This is a genomic window from Halobacillus sp. ABA4_118 (assembly GCF_056160205.1).
Map to the genome: position 1 here is coordinate 1,947,102 of NZ_JBSWWS010000001.1, position 16,676 is coordinate 1,963,777.

The 16,676-nt window shown below is 45.6% G+C and carries 16 protein-coding genes; 6 read left to right on the forward strand and 10 right to left on the reverse strand.

All coding sequences use genetic code 11. The annotated features are described in order from the left end of the window. Nucleotides 1-99: 99 nt before the first annotated feature. Nucleotides 100-648, reverse strand: a complete 549-nt coding sequence (locus tag ACXAGL_RS09760) for an RIO2 family protein (RefSeq protein WP_474967276.1) — start codon at nt 646-648, stop codon at nt 100-102. 312 nt (nt 649-960) lie between these two features. Between ACXAGL_RS09760 and rpsN the strand changes: the two genes are divergently transcribed. Beyond that, complete coding sequence (gene rpsN / locus ACXAGL_RS09765; protein WP_474967277.1) at nt 961-1,230, forward strand: 30S ribosomal protein S14; 270 nt, start codon at nt 961-963, stop codon at nt 1,228-1,230. Nucleotides 1,231-1,286: 56 nt separating this feature from the next. Here the strand turns inward: rpsN and ACXAGL_RS09770 are convergent, their stop codons facing one another. Beyond that, nucleotides 1,287-2,804 carry a multicopper oxidase family protein gene (locus tag ACXAGL_RS09770; protein WP_474972136.1) on the reverse strand — a complete coding sequence of 506 codons (1,518 nt, stop codon included), beginning with the start codon at nt 2,802-2,804 and terminating at the stop codon, nt 1,287-1,289. A gap of 168 nt (nt 2,805-2,972) precedes the next feature. Here ACXAGL_RS09770 and ACXAGL_RS09775 point away from each other — a divergent pair, with 168 nt between their 5' ends. Then, nucleotides 2,973-3,512, forward strand: coding sequence for a TetR/AcrR family transcriptional regulator (locus tag ACXAGL_RS09775; protein WP_474990979.1), 540 nt, complete (start codon nt 2,973-2,975; stop codon nt 3,510-3,512). Nucleotides 3,513-3,548: 36 nt separating this feature from the next. Here the strand turns inward: ACXAGL_RS09775 and ACXAGL_RS09780 are convergent, their stop codons facing one another. Continuing rightward, nucleotides 3,549-3,956, reverse strand: coding sequence for a carboxymuconolactone decarboxylase family protein (locus ACXAGL_RS09780; protein ID WP_474967280.1), 408 nt, complete (start codon nt 3,954-3,956; stop codon nt 3,549-3,551). A 12-nt stretch (nt 3,957-3,968) separates the two neighbouring features. Continuing rightward, nucleotides 3,969-5,513, reverse strand: a complete 1,545-nt coding sequence (locus ACXAGL_RS09785) for a BCCT family transporter (protein WP_474990981.1) — start codon at nt 5,511-5,513, stop codon at nt 3,969-3,971. A gap of 368 nt (nt 5,514-5,881) precedes the next feature. Between ACXAGL_RS09785 and ACXAGL_RS09790 the strand changes: the two genes are divergently transcribed. From ACXAGL_RS09790 to ACXAGL_RS09805, 4 genes are all read left to right on the forward strand, one after another. After that, nucleotides 5,882-6,772 (forward strand): beta-keto acid cleavage family enzyme, encoded by an 891-nt coding sequence (locus tag ACXAGL_RS09790; protein ID WP_474972133.1) that lies wholly within the window; start codon nt 5,882-5,884, stop codon nt 6,770-6,772. Between the two features lie 8 nt (nt 6,773-6,780). Beyond that, on the forward strand, nt 6,781-7,728 hold the full coding sequence (locus tag ACXAGL_RS09795; RefSeq protein ID WP_474972335.1) for a 3-hydroxyacyl-CoA dehydrogenase NAD-binding domain-containing protein: 948 nt from the start codon (nt 6,781-6,783) through the stop codon (nt 7,726-7,728). Nucleotides 7,729-7,741: 13 nt separating this feature from the next. Further along, the gene (locus ACXAGL_RS09800) at nt 7,742-8,212 is read left to right on the forward strand and encodes a thioesterase family protein (protein ID WP_474972132.1); all 471 of its coding nucleotides are present in this window, start codon (nt 7,742-7,744) and stop codon (nt 8,210-8,212) included. A gap of 378 nt (nt 8,213-8,590) precedes the next feature. Further along, nucleotides 8,591-9,739 (forward strand): FAD/NAD(P)-binding protein, encoded by a 1,149-nt coding sequence (locus tag ACXAGL_RS09805; protein ID WP_474990983.1) that lies wholly within the window; start codon nt 8,591-8,593, stop codon nt 9,737-9,739. 38 nt (nt 9,740-9,777) lie between these two features. On the opposite strand, the gene ACXAGL_RS09810 is transcribed toward ACXAGL_RS09805, so the two are convergent. The 6 genes from ACXAGL_RS09810 to ACXAGL_RS09835 all read right to left on the reverse strand — a co-directional run bounded on the left by ACXAGL_RS09810 (nt 9,778) and on the right by ACXAGL_RS09835 (nt 16,570). Further along, nucleotides 9,778-10,677: a TIGR03943 family putative permease subunit gene (locus tag ACXAGL_RS09810; protein ID WP_474990985.1), complete on the reverse strand. Its 900-nt coding sequence runs from the start codon at nt 10,675-10,677 to the stop codon at nt 9,778-9,780. Nucleotides 10,678-10,689: 12 nt separating this feature from the next. Further along, a complete protein-coding gene (locus tag ACXAGL_RS09815; protein WP_474992355.1) occupies nt 10,690-11,664 on the reverse strand; it encodes a permease in 975 nt (324 codons plus the stop codon). Nucleotides 11,665-12,101: 437 nt separating this feature from the next. Beyond that, nucleotides 12,102-13,475, reverse strand: a complete 1,374-nt coding sequence (locus tag ACXAGL_RS09820) for an SLC13 family permease (protein WP_474967285.1) — start codon at nt 13,473-13,475, stop codon at nt 12,102-12,104. A 74-nt stretch (nt 13,476-13,549) separates the two neighbouring features. Continuing rightward, the gene (locus tag ACXAGL_RS09825) at nt 13,550-15,073 is read right to left on the reverse strand and encodes a tripartite tricarboxylate transporter permease (RefSeq protein WP_474990987.1); all 1,524 of its coding nucleotides are present in this window, start codon (nt 15,071-15,073) and stop codon (nt 13,550-13,552) included. Nucleotides 15,074-15,084: 11 nt separating this feature from the next. Then, nucleotides 15,085-15,534, reverse strand: coding sequence for a tripartite tricarboxylate transporter TctB family protein (locus ACXAGL_RS09830; protein WP_474967287.1), 450 nt, complete (start codon nt 15,532-15,534; stop codon nt 15,085-15,087). A 58-nt stretch (nt 15,535-15,592) separates the two neighbouring features. Then, complete coding sequence (locus ACXAGL_RS09835; RefSeq protein ID WP_474967288.1) at nt 15,593-16,570, reverse strand: tripartite tricarboxylate transporter substrate binding protein; 978 nt, start codon at nt 16,568-16,570, stop codon at nt 15,593-15,595. Nucleotides 16,571-16,676: the final 106 nt, after the last annotated feature.

Below are 16,676 nucleotides of genomic sequence, written 5' to 3' on the forward strand. Positions count from 1 at the left end.
TGAACGGAAAAAAAGACTGGGATAAATCCAGTCTTTTTTTTATGGGGAATCTAGTAGAAAGCACTCGATGCTATAAAAAGATCTCGAGTGCTTTCTTACTTATTTGGCTTTCTTCCAGGCTTGATAGACATCCGGACTCAGCGTTTTTACATGTTTCATGAATTCTCCGGAGAGACCAAACTTCTTCATACCCTTCATCAGCTTCGTTGGATAAGGGGCGTTCGATGTAAAGGCACGTTTGTGGTCGATCACTTTAAAATCGCCGGAGCCATCCATCAGCATGTGGCGGACTTCTGTATCCCAGCGGGTAAACCCCAACCGCTTGAACTCTGCCAAAACGAACAGGATTTTTTCCGTCATTTCATCATCGATGTATCCATGACGTTTCATATGCCGGGCAAGAGAGATGCCCTGAACGAACTCCATGACAATATAATGCTCTCCATATTCATAAAGGCGGGGCATAATGGTCGAGGTCTGTCCGATTTTCATCGCTTCCAGTTCCCGCTGCCACGTTTCCTCTTTAAAGAAGTATTTGACGACTTTGTCGTCGGCGACCTTGTAAATCTCCCCATCTTTTCCATCACCGATCATCTCATAGGGGGCCAGGTCCTTTTTAGTGATTTTCCCATTAAATAGATTCTCCATAGGATCATTCCTTATTATTATAGACTTTGATGCTTCTATTAGTTTATGGAGGTTGTTTTCGTCTCGTAACCGGACCAAGTGCTGAAATTTGGGATGATATAGAAGAGAACTGGCGGGGGGTTCATGACATTTGCCAAATGGCTGATCTTATGATTTAATAGGATTACACAATTTAAAACGTAATCGTTACGTTTTGGTTTTGGGCATCCTTTTTAAAGGAGAGATTTCCAAAAAAATTTACTTTAAATTAAATAGTAATGATTACATTTTTGGAAAGGCGAGCATTTCTATAAAAGATTGGAGATATAAACTATGGCGAAAGCATCAAAGATAGCAAAAGAGAAAAAGAGACAGGCGATGGTAGCGAAATACGCAGACTTGCGGAAAGAGTTGAAAGAGAAGGGCGATTATGAAGCCCTTCGAAAACTGCCGCGTGATTCTTCCCCGACACGTTTGAAAGGCCGCTGCGAAATAACCGGCCGGCCCCGGGGGTATATGAGAAAGTTCCATATGTCCCGTATTGCTTTCAGAGACTACGCCCACAAAGGCCAGATCCCTGGTGTGAAAAAAGCCAGCTGGTAATGGAAGATGCATGGTTTTCTCCCGTTTTATTGAAGCGGAAGAAACCATGCGTTTTTTTATGTCCGAATAAAGTATGGACGCATCATTTCGTAGTCCTCATGCTCTAAAATATGGCAGTGCCACACAAACAAACCAGGGTAGGGGCCAAAGCGCATGATCATCCTTGTTACTTCTCCGGGACGGGAACGAACGGTATCCTTCCAGCCTCTTTCATTCAAATCCGGAGCGACACGCGGTCCTGTAAGGATGACCTTTCCTTCCTGTTTAAAAACATCCACATCGAAAGGCTGGCGGTCAAGGATTTGGAAACGGACCAAGTGAAGGTGGATCGGGTGGATCGCTTCTGTTTCATTGACGATGCTCCACACTTCCGTCTGTCCGAGCTTTGGAACTTCAGTAACGGGATCTGACCATAAGTGGTCATCCAACAAGTGAATATTACGTCCGTAGGAATCTTTCCGCATGTTCAGTTTCAGTGTCCGGGTTCTGTCCACATATGTATATCTTGGAACAGGAGCGAGCCACGCAGGAATAGAGCTGTGATCGATGTAGGAAAGACGCTGATTGACTCGGAACTGCATGATCGTTCCTGTCGTTTCTGGATCCGCTTTTTCACCCTTGGTTTCGAAATCATTCTCCAAGATAATGGTTTTTCCATAACAAGTGGAGAAATCAATGATCACATCCGCTCTTTCGGCAGGTGCTAATACGAGAGCAGGTACGCGGACCGGGGTCTCAAGTAGTCCCTGATCGGTGCCGATTTGGATGAAAGGAGCTCCGTTGGAAAGGGATAAGCGGTAGATCCGGGCATTGGATCCGTTCAGAATCCGGAATCTGTATCTTCTAGGTTCGACATTTAAATGGGGCCAGACTTTCCCATTCACTAAAATGGTGTCTCCGTAAAAATCAGGGATGACCGAAGGAGTGGGTGCCGTTTGAGGCTGGGCTGGCCTCGATGGATAGAAAAGGCTGCCATCCTCCCGGAACGAACGGTCCTGGATGATCAATGGGAGATCGAAGGGACCGCAGGGAAGGTTCAATCGGGCTTCATTTTCATCATGGACGATGTACATGCCTGAAAGACCAGCGTAAATGTTGAGACGGGTAATCCCCATGGCATGGTCATGGTACCAAAGGCTGGCAGCGTCTTGATGATTGGGGTAAGTGTACATTCGATGAGAAAAGTAAGGGCCTACTTTGTTAAAGTGACGGGTGAACCACGCTTCTGGGTAGCCATCACTGGTATCCGGCGTCACTCCTCCATGCAGGTGTACGACCGTCCGTACTTCCGGCTGACTTTTTTCTGCTCCATGAACCGTCGTATCAATGGGGAGAAAATGACGTTCAGGAAGTTCATTTTTCCATAAGACGTGGATCGGCTGATGCTTCCAGACGTGGAATGTAGGTCCGGGATACTGCCCGTTATAGCCCCACACTTTTGTAGGTGGGAGGTCTCGGTGCAGCCTCTGGAATGTTTCCTTCATTGTGACTTCAAAATAGGGGTCACCGTGGAGACAGCCTGCCGGACGCATGGTTTTCATGATGGGAAGGGGATCGACGAACTTTTTTAACATACGAATCGCTCCTAAACGTTGCTTGGTTATTCTAGTTTATTGAACGGGGAAGAGAATTACGCCTCTTGTTCAGACAGCGCCTTTCCATTCATCCCTGTATCCCAAATTGATAAAATGTATGACTACTGATAACATTATGGGAAAATGAACAAAAATGAGGGGACGTATATGCCAAGAGTATCAAAACGGCAGAAACTGCTGGAAGCAGCGGCATTGATTGTGAAGGAGCAGGGAAGCGATACATTGACATTGGATGCCGTTGCAAAAAAAGCAGAAGTCAGCAAGGGCGGGCTGTTGTATCACTTTTCAACAAAGGAAGCTCTAGTGAAAGCGCTTGTCCAGCACATGAATGACATCTACAAAGAGAACGTGGAAAGCTTTGTGGACGAAGAAGAGGATGAAGTCGGAAAGTGGGCACGGGCATTTATTAAAGTGCTCCACGATAAAAGTATAGAAAACCAGACGATCAGTGGGGGAATGCTGGCCGCTCAAGGCATCAATCCTCAACTCATGAAGCCTTTACAGGAGACCTATGCTGACTGGCAGTATCATATGGAACATGATGGACTCGATCCTGTCGATGCCACCATTCTGCGTCTTGCTGTAGACGGATTATGGCTGTCTGAAATTTTCGGCCTCGGCGTTCTGCCTCAGACGCTTCGAGAGCAGGTGCTGGAGCGGTTGGAAGAACAAAGCCGGCCTAAATAAAAATCACCAGATCCCAACAAGGGACTGGTGATTTTTTTATGCGTGCGTTTTTTGTTTGTTTTTGCGTTCCTTGAACACCTGTTGAGCCTGCGTCAGCGCATTGATTACAGAGGGGAATCCGACATAAGGAATCAACTGCATCATCGCTTCTACGATTTCTTTTTCAGACAGCCCCGCATTGAGAGCCGTATTGATATGAAGTTCGAGCTGGGGGAGGCTGCCGCTGCCCTGAGTGACAAGACTGGATAAGACTGTAAGTGCACGCCCTTTCTTATCCAGGTGATCCCGGTTGTAAATATCCCCGTAAGCAAACTCAATGATATATTTCCCGAGATCCGGGGAAATATCTTCCAATGCTTTCATCAGTTCAAAGTGATTGGTTCCTTTTTCTTCGTCTGTATATCCTCTTAAAATCTCTAATCCTTGTTCATAACGTGATTTCATCGTATTCCTCCGTTAAGATGCCTTCTTGTTTTCTTTTTCTTCCGCTGCCTGGTCTTCATTAACCATTTTGATAAAGGACCATCCAAGAATCGGCAGGATGACAAGCAGTGGGAAGCCTCCGACAATGCTGATGGTCTGTAGTGTCGTCAATCCACCCATATTCATGAAGATCATTGGAAGGATGGACAATGCCAGAGCCCAGAACAGGCGGTTCCATTTAAGTGGTTCTCCTTCGACCCGTTTTTGGACGACGGAAGCAATGACATACGAACCGGAATCATAGGTTGTCGATAAAAAGATCGTCGCGAGTAAAATAAACACAACGATTGCAAATGTGTCTAATGGCAGCTCGGTTAATGTGCCGATGATGGCTGCAGGTGCCCCTTCATTATTTAACGTTTCAATAACAGGGTACTGCCCGCTCAGCTCCAGGTACATCGAGTAGTTTCCTAGAATCCCGAAAAAGAGAATCGTTCCAAGGCTTCCGAATAAGACCGTTCCAAAAGCGACCTGACGGATGGTCCGTCCTTTGGAAATCCGGGCGATGAATAAGCCGACGAATGGGGCATAAACGATCCACCAGGCCCAATAGAATACGGTCCAGCCTTCCGGGAAACCGGTCCGTGTAAAGGAGCCAAGGTCATTAAAGGGTTCCGACCACATGCTCATGAGGAAGAAGTTATCCATCATGCGGCCGAGGGCGGTGCCGGTCGTTTCTGTGATGAAGGTGGTCGGTCCAACGATGAAAATGAATAGAAGAAGTAGAAAGGCCAGCCATAAGTTGATGTCACTTAATACCCGGATTCCTTTCTGCAGTCCGGAATAGGCGCTGAGTCCGAAGATCAGTGTACAAATCACCAGCACAACGGATTTCGTCATCATCGTATCCGGCAGGCCGACAAGATGGTTGAGTCCGGATGAAATGATTGGAGCAGACAGAGCGAGACCGGTTCCCCCTCCGCCAAGCAGTCCGAACATGAAGAGAATATCCACGAGTCGGCCGACCCATGTGTCTGTATACTTACCTAAAACGGGACGGCAAGCTTCACTGATTTTGAATACATCGGTTTTTTTGACATAAAACATGTAGCCGATAGGAAGGGCGGGTATGGCAAACATTGCCCATGCGATCGGTCCCCAGTGGAAAAAACCATAGGTCGATGCCCACTGGATCGCTTCGCTGGATCCCGCTTCAATTCCGAATGGGGGTCCCTGATAGTAGTAGGCCCACTCAATGACACCCCAGTAGAGAATCCCTGTTCCAATCCCACTCGTGAACAGCATCGCTGCCCAGGAGCCGGTTTTGAATTCTGTTTTGGTATCCGCATCTCCCAGCTTGATATCTCCATAGCGGCTCACCCCTATAAATAAGAGGAAAAGCAGCATGACTAAGCCTACGGATAAGAATAGGAAACCGAGCCGCTGGGTAACAATTTCGTTGGCAGCTAGGACGATTTCCTTTCCTTGTTCCGGAAAGATCAGAAGAGGCAGTGAAACGAACAACAGGAGTGCCAGGGCCCCTCCGAATGTTTTCCAATCCATGATTTGTTTTTTCATATAGAAATCCCCCTTAAGAAAAAGTCCGTTATGAATTTGATAATCCGATGTAAACTTTACAATCCAGACGGTTTTGTTTCAATGGATGGATAGGGCCGTATAAAGGAGAATGTCCGTACATATTCAAGGAATGACGATCTGGGTCCGTTTATTTGATGTTTTTTATTTAGCATATGCTTTGATAATAGTTTTAAAAGTTTATAAAGAAATTTTTGTACGATTGAATCATTGATGCTGAAGGGATGGAAGGGGATTTTTGATTCCTGATGGATAAGGGAATTCTTGAAAGGGATTTGAAACTAAACAGTCCAGATGGTATAGTTTCAACTGGATGATCAAACAAACCAATTCAAAGGAGGACCTTTGGAATGAAAAATAAAGTATTGTTAACCTCTGCGGTCACAGGGGCGGGAGATACGATGAAGAAAAACCCCCACGTCCCTGTGACACCGAAGGAAATTGCAGCATCTGCGATTGAATCAGCTAAAGCGGGAGCTACGGTTGCCCACGTGCATGCACGGGATCCGCAAACGGGAGGCATCAGTCATGATGTGGACCACTATCGTGAAATCGTCGACCGGATTCGTGAATCGGAAACGGATGTCATCATTAATATTACGTCCGGTGGAGGCGGGGATTTCATCCCGAGCTTGAGCACACCTGCCGCGGGCGGAGCCGGTACAGATATCCAGACGCCGACCGAGCGTCATGCGCCTGTCGGTGAACTGCTTCCTGAAATGTGTACGCTCGACTGCGGCAGCACGAATTTCGGAGACATGATCTATATGAGTCCGACAGATTGGCTTCGAGATCAGGCCGAAATGATCCAGAAGAGTGGTGTGAAGCCGGAACTGGAATGTTTTGATACCGGTCATATTCGTTTTGCCAATCAATTGGTGCAAGAAGGGTTGATCGACGGCGATCCGATGTACCAATTCTGTCTTGGAATTCCGTGGGGAGCGGCGGCTGATGCAGAAACGATGATGTATATGAAGAACCGTATTCCGGAGAATGGGCACTGGTCAGCGTTTGGAATCGGGCGCATGCAGATGCCGATGGCTTCTCAATCAGCGATGCTCGGTGGAAACGTCCGTGTCGGCCTGGAAGATAATATTTATCTTTCCAAAGGTGTTCCTGCAACGAATGAACAGCTGGTCGACAAGGCTGTAGGTATGCTCCGCGGCCTGGATCTTGAACCGATGAGCCCGCAGGAAGCGCGTGAATATCTCAATCTAAGAAACCCACATGGAGGGAAATAATGTTGTCTATTAAACAAGCGGCCATTGTCGGAACAGGAGTTATCGGAAACGGCTGGATCGTTCGTATGCTTGCTCAAGGATATGATGTGATCGCAGCAGATCCAGCAGAAGGAGCAGAAGAACGGATGCGCTGGGCTGTTGAGCAGTCCTGGCCTTATGTGGAAGCGCTCGGCCTTGCTGAGGGGGCTTCCAAAGATCGTTTAACATTCGTAAAAGATACAGAGGATGCGGTGAAAAACGCAGACTTCATTCAAGAAAATGTGCCTGAAGTGGAGGAATTGAAGCAGTCTGTGCTGCAGACGATTGACAAACACGCCAAACCGGAGGCGATTATTGGTTCAAGTACGTCGGGCATTATGCCTTCTGAACTTCAAGAGAATCTACAGCATCCGGAACGATTTGTCGTGGCACACCCGTTCCATCCTGTGTATATCCTGCCTCTTGTAGAAGTCGTAGCAGGAAAACAGACAACAGACGAGAATGTAGATAAAGCGAAAGCTTTTTATGAAAGCTTGAATATGAGTGTCCTGCTCGTCCGCCATGAAATTGAAGGTCATATTGCAGACCGCCTGATTGAAGCGATTTGGAGAGAGTCTCTTCATATCGTTAATGAAGGGATTGCGACAACGGAAGAAGTAGACAAAGCCTTCACCCACGGTGCGGGCATGCGCTATGCCCAGTACGGTCCATTCCTGACGTTCCACCTGGCGGGAGGCGAAGGTGGTATGCGTCACATGCTGAAGCAGTTCGGCCCGGCCTTGAAAAAGCCGTGGACGAAGCTTGAGGCACCGGAACTTACGGACGAATTGTATGACAAAGTCGTATCCGGGTGTGAGCATCAGTCCAATGGCATGTCGATGGCTGAACTCGATCAGAACCGCAACGAATTTTTAGTGAAGCTGTATGATCTTGTACAGGAATACTGGCCGGAAGAACAGACCGCTGTCAAACGGTAAAGGAGGGGGATTCATGGAACAATCCTTTCATTATAAAGACCGCGTGCTGCCGGAGTGGGTGGACTATAACGGGCATATGAACGATGCTGAATACAACCGCGCCTTCAGCTTAGCGACAGATGCGTTTATCGATTATATCGGACTGGACGAAACAGCGAGGGGCCACTACGCGTATACGATCTTCACATTGGAAACGCACATCTGCTATCTGAAGGAAATGCATGAGGACGAGCCATTTGAAATCACCGCCCGCGTTCTGGATTATGATGCCAAACGTATTCATTTGTTTCTAACGATGAAGAATCAACATGGTGAAATAACTGCCACGCTTGAAGAAATGCTGATGGGTATGGATCAAAATACAGGCCGCCCATCTGTTTTTCCTGATGAAGTGGAGCAGAGGATTCGTTCCGTGTATCAGATGCATGCGGATCAGGAGCATCCGAAGCAGGCCGGTCGTACGATCGGTATTCGGAGGAAATGAAAAAAGACCCGGTTATTTTTATAACCGGGTCTTTTTGTATGTACTGATTACGAGTAGGGAGCACCCAACCTTCATTTTCTTCTTGCCAACGTTTTGAACCTGTGATTTAATATCAGTACGCCATTAAATAGTAACGGTTACTATTTAATCAGTGGACGGTTTAAGCATAAATGCGAAACAAAGAGTAGCTTAAAAAAATTTACTCTTCAATATATAGTAATCATTACGTTTTGTTCGTAATGCTATTTATATATAGAGGAGAGTTTTAATTTTGGCAAATTAAAGTCAGAAGATGGGCAGCTGTTGTTATTCAACATCAACATCAGCCGTCATGGGGATGAAAAAATCCAGCTGGTAAGCTAAAGGAGATCGATGTTGATGTACAAATGGATCATTATTGGTGGTGGTGTTCAGGGCTGCTGTGTGGCCCGGCGGCTCCTTGAAGAAAAAGCAGGGAATGAGGAATTGTTAATGATTGATCCATTTCCCGGGCCTATGCACGTGTGGCAGACGTTAACGAAAAAGATTGGGATGTCTCATTTAAGATCCCCTTCTGTCCACCACCTGGACACAGATCCATATAGTCTGAGCAAATACTCCAAAGGCCATGACTTTGCCCAGCCTTTCAGAGGGAAGTATGCGCGACCTCAATTGGACCTGTTTAATCAGCACAGCATGGATGTATTTGATGATGTACGCCTTAAAGAATGCTGGAAGCAGGGGATGGTCAATGGTATTTCCAAAGAACACCAACATTGGAATGTGTCTCTGGAAGATGGTTCTCTCGTCCAAGGGGAGAAGGTGGTACTGGCTGTGGGCGTCAATCACTCCCCGCATTATCCTGAATGGGCTCATGAAGACGGGATTTCTGTCAGTCACGTGTTTGATATGCAGACGCCTGTGCCTGACGAAGGCCGCGTTGTCGTTGTTGGAGGAGGGATGACGGCGGCTCACCTGGCTAATGCATTGTCGAACAAAACCTCGATAGCATCTGTTTCTCTAGTGAAGCGTCACCCCTTCCGGGTAGAGGACTTTGACAGCGACCCTGGGTGGCTTGGTCCGAAGTTTTTAAACGACTATGAGAAACTGACCTGCTATGACCAACGCCGGAGGTTCATTCAACAGGCAAGACATAAAGGTTCTATTACAAGAGATCTCCATGTTCAGTTGAAACGGCAGGGGAGTGCCTCCAGATTAAAGATATATACCGGGGAAGTAGAAAAAGCTGTGAAAGGGGAGCATGGTTTCAATCTTCAATTGACAGGTGGGCAGCTTGTGTCAGGTGACTCTATCATTCTGGCTACAGGAGCGGAAGCATGTCTCCCTGGGAAGGAATGGCTGGAGCCTCTCATTGAACAGGTCGGTCTGCCGTGCGCGCCCTGCGGATTCCCTATAGTGTCGACGTCATTGGAATGGAAGGAAGGGTTATATGTTGCAGGGGCTCTTGCGGAACTGGAAATCGGACCGGCCGCGAGGAATATAGCTGGTGCGAGAAAGTCAGCGGAGCGGATTGTAACGTCTGCCTGATATAAAAAGTCACAGCCGTCAGGGGCTGTGACTTTTTGTTATCCGCCAAATTCTAAGTCTTCATAGACGTACGGTTCCGGAGGTGTCTCGATCGGTTTGATCGCTTCCGGTTGAATGAGAGGAAGCTCCCATCCGTTCATCTGTACTTTTTCAAGTGTTCCTGTCACTTCCACCCATGTATCATTTTTGTACTGACCAAGGTTCTCCCCTTGAACAAGAATGCCGTAAATTCCTGCATCAGCTACACAGCAGCTGATTCCGAACCGCCCTACGACGATCTGATCATCCGGAAAGTTGTCATCCCGGAATACGAATCCATGGGTCGTCAGTTTTTTTCCCGCGTAAGGGTCCATATCGTCTTCCATTAATGTAATTGAACCAATGTAGTTGTCGGCAGTCATCTGGAGATGTTCTGTCTCCTGCAGCTCTTTAAATAACTCGGGATATCTTTTCTCAGGCGTCAGAACGGCCGTGTTTTCAGCCTCTCCGCTTGCATCTTCCTGGTTTAAACCCTCTCCTTCGCCAGTATCATTCATAGAAGAAGGATCATTCAGATTGGACTGATCAGAGGCTGCGCGCATTTCATATTTGAATCCTTTATTGGAAGCTGCTGAACTTCCGATCACATGGTCGGAAAACATCATTCCTGTCATCACAGGGATAATGAATAATAAGTAAATAACAGTGGAGCGGAGTCTGGATTTGGAGTAATCATGGTCGTGCCCGCATCCGCAGTCATGATCCTGCTCTTCAAACCCACTTTTAAAGAATTGAATACTCCCAAGAACCCCCAGCACGATTAAGGTGAAATACATGTAAGGCATCATACGGGGCGCAATAAACTTTTGGATATCTCCGGAAATCATAAGCTTCACAAGAAATAATACAAATCCGTATAAAATAATGCTTCTCAGAAATTGATGGGAAGGTCGGTTCATGATCCTCCTCCTTTATATAAAGAATGCGTCATACCACAGGCTCACGGCGTATACGACAACCGTTACGATCACTAAAAAGGCAAGGACAAACCTTTTCTTGAAATAAGCCATCATTAAAATGGTGTTTTTCAAGTCCGTCATTGGTCCATAAACGAGAAAAGCAAGAATAGAGGTCGAAGAAAAGAGTCCTTTAAAAGAAGAAGCCACAAAAGCATCAGCTTCTGAACACAAGGATAGAATGTAGGCCAGTCCCATCATCACCGCTGGTCCGGCCAGTACTCCATTCCCAATATCCATCAATGTTTCCCGTGCAACATAAGTTTGAACGATCCCGGCGAATAAGGCTCCAATAATGAGGAATTTCCCCATATCGAAAAATTCATCACTGGCATGCTGGAATGTTTCGGCAATTTTACCTGATCGATCGTTGTCATGGGTATGCTGGTGCTTCGCAGCTTCTGTTGTTTTTTTATTCAGCTGCCAGCGATTGCCGAAAAATTGATAAATGACAGCTCCCACAAACAAGGAAACGACGAAGGCCAGTCCCATTCTTGCCCAGGCAATACTGAGGTCCGTCTGGAAAGCATAAAACGTCGACAAAAAGACGATGGGATTAAGGACAGGGGCGGAGACAAGGATGACAATCCCTACATGAAGCGGCATCCCTTTTTGAATCAGTCTTCGTACAATCGGAACAATCGCGCATTCACATACCGGAAAGACAGCGCCAATGGCAACAGCAGGGAACAGGGCCAGATAAGGGTTGGCGGGTATGAATTTTTTAAGCGTTTCTTCTTTTAGAAATGTTTGGATTACTGCAGATATAAATACACCAAGAAGTACGAAGGGGATGGCTTCCAACACAATGCTGATGAACATCGTATTTAAATCTAATAAAGAGGCCGGGATGGAAAACATGTTTTCAAAAGGGATGGTATCCCCAAATAAAAAAAGAGCGAAAAAAATCACTAATAAAAAATAAATCATACTGGATGGTGGAGAATGATCCTGATACAAATAAAGTCCTCCTTTACACTCCGCAAATAAATCGTAATGGTTTCGATTATATACCTATATTATTAACCGGAATTTCATAGACTTTGTCAATACTAGATACAAGAAATGTATATGATAGAAACGTGAGGTTCATTCGTATTGATTACAATTTAAGAGGGTGAATGAAGTGTGAAACAAGAAGATTAAGAAGGGGAAACTTTGTTTAGAGCCGTGAAAAGAAACGTCTGCCTGACATCAATATCAATCATAGAATGGAAAACAACTAATTACAGGGGTTGCTGAGCATGATGGAGAGCTTTGGTTACTGTCCTCATAAGTTATTGAGCTGATTTACTTCACTATTGTAAATTAGAAAATCTTAAGAACCACTCAAGAAACCTGAAGAGTACTTGAACACTTCAGGTACCTTATATTGATCTCCAAAAAAGCTGAAGAGAGAGAAGAATGACAATTACCCAGCACAGGGAAGCAGGGAGGCCAGCTTTAAGCAGATCCCGATCGGTGAAGTATCCATAGGAGTAGCTGATCAAATGGACGGGGGATTGAGTGATTAAGAAAAAACCAGGAATCCCTGTTAAGAATGCGGTCATACCTACAGCTAAAGGAGAAAATCCCTCTAAGTTGTAACCAATTTGAACGGCTAGTGGAATGATAATGGTTAAGAATCCCAGAACATTAACAAAAACGATCCGGATGAGCAGGGTGCCTGCCATCAACAGGAAGATAACAGAAAGTCCTGATTGAGAAGACAGGGAGCTGACAATGAAGGAGGCTGTCCATTTCACAGTCCCTGTTTGAATAAGCATTCCTGAGACCATCAGTGTGCTTGCGAAAAAGAGCATCATTTCCCAGTTGATTGATTTCTTTGCCTGGTCCCATTCCCACACACCTATATAAGGGAGGAGGGTGAGAACAGCACCTAAAAGGCCGACGAGTGGAATGGAGAAGCTGTGGTAGCTTGATGATGCCCATAAGACAAGAGTGAGGCTCATGATAAGAATGACCTTTTTCTCGGACATCTTTACCGGTCCCAATTCTGCTAATCTTTCCTCTATCAACTGTCTTAAATGATGTCTCTGTATATTTTCGGGTGGAAACATACAGATCATGATTCCCCATAAGGTCAGCAGAAACAAAAGAATGGGGAAAGAGAAGTAGACGACCCAGGACATATAGTTGATAGAACTCGAAATATCAGTGAACAAACCAAACGTGTAAAGGGTTGAACTGGCACCTGTAGCGACCATGGCACCAGCAATAGCCGTCAAATAGCTGACGCCTATGAATAGTGATTTTCCGAGGTTCTCTATATTATTGATGCCCTTAATGCTCTTTAATAATCGATCAAGCACGGAAGTGATGAGATTTGCTTTTCCTATATTGGAAGGGATGAGAATGGATAGAACCAGCATGAGCCCATAACAAATAAGAATAAGTCCTCTCCCGGATCCTCTGGAAGCAGACATCAGCTTGAGAGAAAGCCGGCTGGCAAGGCCGGTTTCAATAAAGGCATGGGAAATAATAAACGTAGCAAAAAGGAGCCATACAATTTCAGAACTGATATAGGACAGCGTTTCTTCAAAGCTGAAGAAGTGAAAGGATAGGAGCAGGATAAAGAGGAGAGAACTGAATGCTAAAGGGAAGACCCGGCCAATCCACAGCATCTGGATAATGACCAGGGCAGCAACGGCTTGAACTTTTACATCCCAGTCTATGAAAGGCTGGAAAAAAAGAAGGTATATAATGAATGTGGATAGCAGGATGCCTGTTTGTTTTTTCATACCGATACTCCTTACATAGACTGAAAAAGCCACCGTTGGAATAGGTGGCTTTTTCATGAATAGATCCGAAAAATTCAAGAAGATTTATAGACGTTTTCAGGTTCTTCGTTCTGCTTTTCGCTTCTCTTCTTAATCAGCTTCATAATCAAAGGGTAGAAAAGGGACAATATAGTCAGGATGACGAGTGCAACACTTACCCCTGAGGAGAAGAATATACCCAGGCTTCCGTTCGAGGAAAGAACAGCCATACGGAAATTCTGTTCCATATCGGTTCCAACGATGAGGGCAAGAACTAATGGTGCAATGGGAATGTCCATAATTTTCATCATCAGACCGAGCAGTCCGAAAATAAGCAGCAGGAAGAAATCCATGGTTGAGTAACTTAACGTATACGTTCCGATAAACGCCAGCAGGACAATTATGGGGTAAAGGACTTTCGCCGGTGTGTCCAACACTTTGACTAACAATCCTACTAATAAAATGTTAATGACAACCAGGGCGATGTTTCCAAGAAACATGCTGTTGATCAAGGCCCACGCCGTTTCAGGCTGCTGTTCGAATAACAGTGGTCCGGGGCGTAATCCGAGCATGATTAAGGCACCAAGCATGACAGCGGTTGTTCCTGATCCTGGGATTCCCATTGTAAGTAAAGGAATCATCGCGCCGACAGAAGCGGCGTTGTTGGAAGATTCGGGTGCAGCCAATCCCTCGGGAGCTCCCTCGCCGAATTCTTCAGACCGCTTGGAAATCTGTTTTTCTGTTGTATAACTGATCATGGAAGCAATTGAACCTCCAGCACCGGGAAGAACACCAATTAGGAATCCGAGCGGTCCGCTTCGTAAAATCGGCCATTTGGATCGTTTCCACTGGTCTTTGGTGAACCAGACTTTCCCGACTTTTTTCTTATCTTTCTTTTGTTTATCGATATTCAAAAAGTTGTAGAGCACTTCTCCAATGGCATATACTCCGATGATTACAATGAGGAAATCGATGCCTTCACTGAGGTGTGGAACCCCCATAGTAAAGCGATAGACACCTGTCTGAGTATCGATTCCGAAAGTACTGAGACTGAGGCCGATCATCATAGCAAGAAAACCTTTGACCATTTTTCCAATAGATAAAGCTACAATCGCAGATAACGCGAGCAGCATTAATAAGAAGTATTCGGCCGGGCCGAATTCCAAGGCGAAATTCGCTAAAGGCTCTGCAAGGAAAATGAATCCCACTACGGCAATCAGCCCGCCAATGAACGAGGCTACAGCAGATATGGCGAGGGCTTCTCCGGCCTGTCCTTTCTTCGCCATCGGATACCCGTCGAAGGTGGCGGCAATCGCTGATCCATCCCCCGGGGTATTCAGCAGGATCGAACTTCTGGAGCCTCCGTACATGGCTCCGTAATAAATGGAAGCCATTAAAATAATGGCGCTTACCGGGTTCATTCCGAATGTAATAGGGATCAATACGGCTACTGCTGTCGCTGGACCTAAGCCTGGCAGCATACCAACTATAGTCCCTAGTAAACCGCCAATAAGGATCCATAAAAGGTTGGCGGGCTCTACAGCAATAGACAATCCATCTAGAAAACTTCCAACATCCATAGGTACACCTCCTAAGGTAGACTGACTCCGAGTAATTCACTGAATGCATACCAGCTTATAAAAGAAAAGCTTACGGCGACAATTGAGTTCACGAGCCACTTTCTCCAGCCATTGATAAAGAACAGCAGGGCACCTAAAAAGAGGATCGTGGAAGGTAGAAAGCCAAGGGGTATAAACAGCAGGGAGTAGATGATCCCGAGTCCAATCGTTATGCCGATGAGTTTTGGCGTTCTTCCTGACAGCATTTGTATAAGATCGGGATTTTCCTTATGGATATTTTTAAGTTCCTGTATGAGATAAATGATGCTGAAAATGAACATGAGTATACTTATCCCTGCTGGGAAATAGATGGGTCCGTATGGGTTACCCAGGGTGGCTTTCTCTAAGTTGAAGGATGAAATTAATAAAACTATACTAAAAATGGTTGTGAGAATAGGAAGACTGAGTTTCATGATTTTCATTGATGATTCACCTCGCATTAGGGAATACCTGCTGCCAGGATAGGCAGCAGGAAAGGTTTTATTTCATCATGCCGGATTCGTTGACAAGTTCCTGATAAAGTTCATTCTGTTCTTCCATGAAGACTTTTGATTCTTCACTATTCTTATAAAAATCTTCCCAGTCATTGTTCTCGAGGATCTTTTTCCATTGATCGGTTTCGACCATTTCACTTATTTTTTCGTCCCAATAAGCAATTTCTTCTTCTGTCATATCCGGTGGTCCCATAATTCCTCTCCAGTGAGGAAATACCATGTCCACGCCTTCATCCTGCCATGTTGGTACATCTTCAATTCCTTCGACCGGCTTGTCGGAGGATACAGCGAGAATCTTCAATTTACCAGCGATGTGCTGATCTTTCACATCGGACAAGGATGTAGTTACAGCATCTACATGACCGCCAAGCAGGGCGGTTACAATATCACCGCCGCCCTCATAAACAAGGAAATTCAACTCTGAAGGATTGATGCCGTATTCACCTGCCGCCTGTACTAAAGATAAGTGGTCATCGTTCCCTAGTCCCGGACCAACACCGATTTTCACTGAGGTAGAATCTTTTTTCACAGCTTCCAATAATTCTGTAGCTGTTTCATACTTTGAATCCGCTGGAACAGCGAGTACCTGCCACTCGGTGGCAAGGGTAGCAATCGGTGTAAAATCTTTGTAGGACTGTTCACTTTGTCCAAGAAGATTGTTTGTTAAGACAAGGCTGGAGTTTACCGATAACGTATGAGCATCTTTTGACTGTAAATACTTCCAGCCTACTTCACCACCACCCCCGGGCTTGTTGACGACTGTAATATTCTGTTCTACGAGACTTTCATCACTAAGGACTTTTTCAATCGAACGCGCAGTCATATCCCATCCGCCCCCTGGAGAGGCAGGGGCTACAATCTCCATATTCTTGCTGGGAAAACCACCGTTTCCTGAAGCATTACTGGAGCATGCGGCCAGAAGCACTGTAAGGATGAGAATCGAAATTAATCCGAGTTTTCGCATGAAACATACACTCCTTTTGATTTGGGTTATTCACTGAGTTCAACTAAGTGTTATTTAACAGCCTACTCGTGGAGGTGCATTTTTGTAAACGTTTACAAAATATTGT

Coding starts and splice junctions, on each gene's coding strand:
- ACXAGL_RS09760 (WP_474967276.1), bottom strand. CDS start 648: ATGGAGAATCTATTTAATGGGAAAATCACTAAAAAGGACCTGGCCCCC.
- rpsN (WP_474967277.1), top strand. CDS start 961: ATGGCGAAAGCATCAAAGATAGCAAAAGAGAAAAAGAGACAGGCGATG.
- ACXAGL_RS09770 (WP_474972136.1), bottom strand. CDS start 2,804: ATGTTAAAAAAGTTCGTCGATCCCCTTCCCATCATGAAAACCATGCGT.
- ACXAGL_RS09775 (WP_474990979.1), top strand. CDS start 2,973: ATGCCAAGAGTATCAAAACGGCAGAAACTGCTGGAAGCAGCGGCATTG.
- ACXAGL_RS09780 (WP_474967280.1), bottom strand. CDS start 3,956: ATGAAATCACGTTATGAACAAGGATTAGAGATTTTAAGAGGATATACA.
- ACXAGL_RS09785 (WP_474990981.1), bottom strand. CDS start 5,513: ATGAAAAAACAAATCATGGATTGGAAAACATTCGGAGGGGCCCTGGCA.
- ACXAGL_RS09790 (WP_474972133.1), top strand. CDS start 5,882: ATGAAAAATAAAGTATTGTTAACCTCTGCGGTCACAGGGGCGGGAGAT.
- ACXAGL_RS09800 (WP_474972132.1), top strand. CDS start 7,742: ATGGAACAATCCTTTCATTATAAAGACCGCGTGCTGCCGGAGTGGGTG.
- ACXAGL_RS09805 (WP_474990983.1), top strand. CDS start 8,591: ATGTACAAATGGATCATTATTGGTGGTGGTGTTCAGGGCTGCTGTGTG.
- ACXAGL_RS09810 (WP_474990985.1), bottom strand. CDS start 10,677: ATGAACCGACCTTCCCATCAATTTCTGAGAAGCATTATTTTATACGGA.
- ACXAGL_RS09815 (WP_474992355.1), bottom strand. CDS start 11,664: ATGATTTATTTTTTATTAGTGATTTTTTTCGCTCTTTTTTTATTTGGG.
- ACXAGL_RS09820 (WP_474967285.1), bottom strand. CDS start 13,475: ATGAAAAAACAAACAGGCATCCTGCTATCCACATTCATTATATACCTT.
- ACXAGL_RS09825 (WP_474990987.1), bottom strand. CDS start 15,073: ATGGATGTTGGAAGTTTTCTAGATGGATTGTCTATTGCTGTAGAGCCC.
- ACXAGL_RS09830 (WP_474967287.1), bottom strand. CDS start 15,534: ATGAAAATCATGAAACTCAGTCTTCCTATTCTCACAACCATTTTTAGT.
- ACXAGL_RS09835 (WP_474967288.1), bottom strand. CDS start 16,570: ATGCGAAAACTCGGATTAATTTCGATTCTCATCCTTACAGTGCTTCTG.